Origin of the sequence: Sphingomonas sp. CCH9-E2, from assembly GCF_001557215.1 — a bacterium.
Lineage (GTDB): Bacteria > Pseudomonadota > Alphaproteobacteria > Sphingomonadales > Sphingomonadaceae > Sphingomonas.
Window position 1 is genome coordinate 1 of record NZ_LSJM01000153.1, and the last position, 3,255, is coordinate 3,255.

At 66.1% G+C, this 3,255-nt stretch carries 3 protein-coding genes; 2 read left to right on the forward strand and 1 reads right to left on the reverse strand.

Going from position 1 to position 3,255, the window contains the following annotated elements; genetic code table 11:
* The coding region (locus tag AX681_RS08190) for a Mur ligase family protein (RefSeq protein ID WP_066682031.1) at positions 1–1,273 on the reverse strand (1,273 nt) is incomplete at its 3' end.
* A gap of 176 nt (positions 1,274–1,449) precedes the next feature.
* Here AX681_RS08190 and AX681_RS08195 point away from each other — a divergent pair.
* Together AX681_RS08195 and AX681_RS08200 are read left to right on the forward strand one after the other, a co-directional pair.
* The gene (locus AX681_RS08195; protein WP_066657285.1) at positions 1,450–2,265 is read left to right on the forward strand and encodes an LD-carboxypeptidase; all 816 of its coding nucleotides are present in this window, start codon (positions 1,450–1,452) and stop codon (positions 2,263–2,265) included.
* Positions 2,266–2,649: 384 nt separating this feature from the next.
* Positions 2,650–3,222, forward strand: coding sequence for a hypothetical protein (locus AX681_RS08200; protein WP_066657288.1), 573 nt, complete (start codon positions 2,650–2,652; stop codon positions 3,220–3,222).
* Positions 3,223–3,255: the final 33 nt, after the last annotated feature.

Here is a 3,255-nt window from a genome sequence, read left to right on the forward strand (position 1 = left end):
CGCGGTCGGGGATGTGGCGGGCGTCGCGGCCGGTGGCGGCGATGTCGGCGACGATGTCGGCGCTGGTCACTTCGCGCGCGACGGTGCCGCCGTGATAGACCGGGTCGGGGAGGACCAGTTGGTCGCCGGGGGCGAGCTTTTCGGCGAACATCGCGACGAGTTCGCTGCGCATCACCTTGAGCGGACCATAGCCATGCGGCTGGAACAGCGCGAGGATGCGGCCGGGAAAGGCGTGCAGCGTATCGAGCGTCGCGCCGATCTTGTCGGGGTTGTGCCCGAAATCGTCGATCACCGCGACGCCGGTCGCTTCGCCGACCAGTTCGAAGCGGCGGCGCAGGCCGGTGAAGCCCTGGATTGCGTCGCAGATTGAATCGGGGTCGAGCCCGGCGGCGATGCACGCGCCGATCGCGGCAAGGGCGTTGGCGACATTGTGGGCGCCGGGGACGGAGAGGCGGATGCGGCGGGTCGTTCCGTCGGTCGTCAGATCGAAGCTGATTGCGAACGGCTCGGGCGTCAGGTTGCGGGCGGAGAGATCCGCGACTCCCTCGACTGCGAAGGTCTGCGTGCGGCTGGGGTCGAGCGCCTTGGCGAGCGTGGCGCTTTCGGCGTCGCCGACATTGACGATGGTCGTCCGCGCTTTGCCGGCGAAATCGCCGAACAGGGTGCGCAGCTCCTCGAGGCTCTTGTGATCGAGGCTGACATTGTTGAGCACCGCGACCTGCGGCGTGTAGAGCGCGATCGATCCGTCGCTCTCGTCGACCTCGCTGACATAGAGGTCGCCGCTGCCGATCAGGGCACTGGCGAAGGGCGCTTCGGGCCGGACGAAATTCTTCATCACCGCGCCGTTCATCACGGTGGGATCGCGGTCGAGGCTGTGCAGGATCCAGGCGATCATGCCGGTAACGGTCGACTTCCCGCTGGTCCCGGCGACGCCGATCGAGAGCGGGGCGGCGTTGAACAGCTTTGCGTTGAGTTCGGCGCGGGTCATGCGGGGGCAGCCGAGGCTGGCGGCCTGGACCATGTCGGGGACGCTGTCCTCGACCGCGGCGGAGGCGATCACGACCTGATCGGGCGAGGTGATGCCGCTGCCGTCCTGAGCGAACAGGTCGATGCCGAGCGAACGCAGCGCGTCGAACTTGGCCGGGAGACGCCCGCTATCGAGGCTGCGGTCCGAGCCGGCGACCGTCGCGCCCTGGCCAGCGAGGATCATCGCGAGCGGCATCATGCCGCTGCCGCCGATCCCGACGAAAAAATGGGGTTTGCCGTGTTCCATCATGCCGGGCTATCGCGGGTTATCGTGAGTGGGGCAAGGCGTTGCCTGTCCCTGCTTTCGTCCCGCCGAGCCGGGTTCGGGGTGCGTCGTTCCGGTCGAGAATGATCTGCCTGTGGCGCGGTGGACCCCGGAACAAGTCCGGGGTGACAATGGTGGTTGTTGGGGGTTGCACGAATATGCGGATCGGCGTCGTCGCACCGGCACGGACAGTCAGCGCGGAATCGGCGGCGCGGATGCAGGCGTTCATGGCGCTGTACTTGCCGAAGCATGACATCGTCTTCCACCCGCAATGCTTCCTGACCGAGGGGCATTTCGCCGGGCCGGACGATGTGCGCGCGGCGGCGTTTCTGGAATTCGCCAATGACGCGGCGTTCGACGCGATCTGGTTCGCGCGCGGCGGTTATGGTTCCAACCGCATCCTCGATGTCGCGATGCCGCAGCTGGGGGCGGCGGCGAAGAACAAGACCTATATCGGCTATTCCGACATGGGGTTCATGCTGGGTGCGCTCTATGCGCGGCGGATCGGGCGGCAGGCGCATGGATCGATGGCGAGCGCACTGGGCGTCAATGACAAGGGCACCGATGCCGGATGGGTGCTGAGCTGGCTGATCGACGGCAAGCGTGACGGGCTGGAGCCGACGCTGGACGGTCGCCCGGCAGCGGCGTTCAACCTGTCGATCCTGGCGGCGATGATCGGCACGCCATGGCTGCCCGACCTGACCGACCATGTCCTGCATATCGAGGAGGTCGGCGAACCGATGTACCGGATCGACCGGATGCTGTTCCAGATGGCGCATGCCACGCAGCTGCAGGGCATCGCCGGGGTGCGGCTGGGCGCAGTGACCGACATGGTCGACAATGACGTGCCGTTCGGGGAGTCGTTGGAGCAGATCATCATCCGCTGGTGCCGCGAGATGGGGGTGCCGTATCTGGGGCGGTCGGGGATTGGGCATATCGCGCTCAACCGGGTGGTGCCGTTCGGGGTGGTTTGAGGTCGGGGCTGACAGGTTTCCGACGATCCTGACGAAAATAGGCATGTATGGGGCCGAGGCGACCGCGACGGGGCGGGTTTGCGCCCGGTAGGCGACTGCGACGCGACACCTGCGCGACGGGCTGACACCATCGGCGCGACATCTGGGCGACAGTGAAACGACTGTGCCGCGACCGATGTGCAACGGGCAAGCGACACCCGGGCGACGGGTTCGCGACCGTGGCGCGAGCCCGCCGCGACCGGCGTGCGACAGCGATGTTCGGCGTTTCATGCGAGCGGATTCGGGCGGGGTGCGCATCGACCAGTTTATGCGCTTTTTGGGGGCTTGTAGGAAAGGCCGGATTTCGTAGCTGTCGCGTCACTAGTTCGGTGATACCCAACGGCGATGATCCCGACCGATTTGCGCCCGATCTTTCAGTCCCACTTGCTCCCGCAGGAGCGCCTGCTCTGGTCGGGTCAGCCGCAACAGGGCGTGACGCTGAGCGGCATGGATGCGCTGCTGATTCCGTTCAGTCTGATGTGGGGCGGGTTTACGATCTTCTGGAACGTGATGGTGTGGTTCAGCCCTTATTCGGGCGAGGTCGATGGCGGCGCAGGTTGGTTCTTCAAGCTGTGGGGCCTGCCGTTTCTGTTGATTGGACTGTATCTGATCGCCGGCCGGTTCTTCCACGATGCGTGGCTGCGCAGACGGCAATTCTATGCGGTCACCGACCAGCGCGTGATCGTGCTACGCGGCGGATCGACCACGTCGCTGGATATCCGGCGCCTCCCCCGGCTCGACCTTGCGCAGCACCGCGATGGTCGGGGGACGATTACGTTCGAGCCTGGCAACCAGATGTGGATGGCGGCGAACGGCCTGAACTGGTGGCTTCCGTCGAGCGGGAGCCCGACGCGCTTCTTTCGCATTCCGGAGCCGCGCAACGTGTATGAGCTGATTCACCGCCAAGCGCAGCCGTGATGGCCGCTGAACTGCGTCCAGCATGTCGGGCGG

Bases quoted from the DNA above. Each gene is read 5' to 3' on its own strand.
- AX681_RS08200 (WP_066657288.1), top strand. From the start codon at position 2,650: ATGATCCCGACCGATTTGCGCCCGATCTTTCAGTCCCACTTGCTCCCG.
- AX681_RS08195 (WP_066657285.1), top strand. From the start codon at position 1,450: ATGCGGATCGGCGTCGTCGCACCGGCACGGACAGTCAGCGCGGAATCG.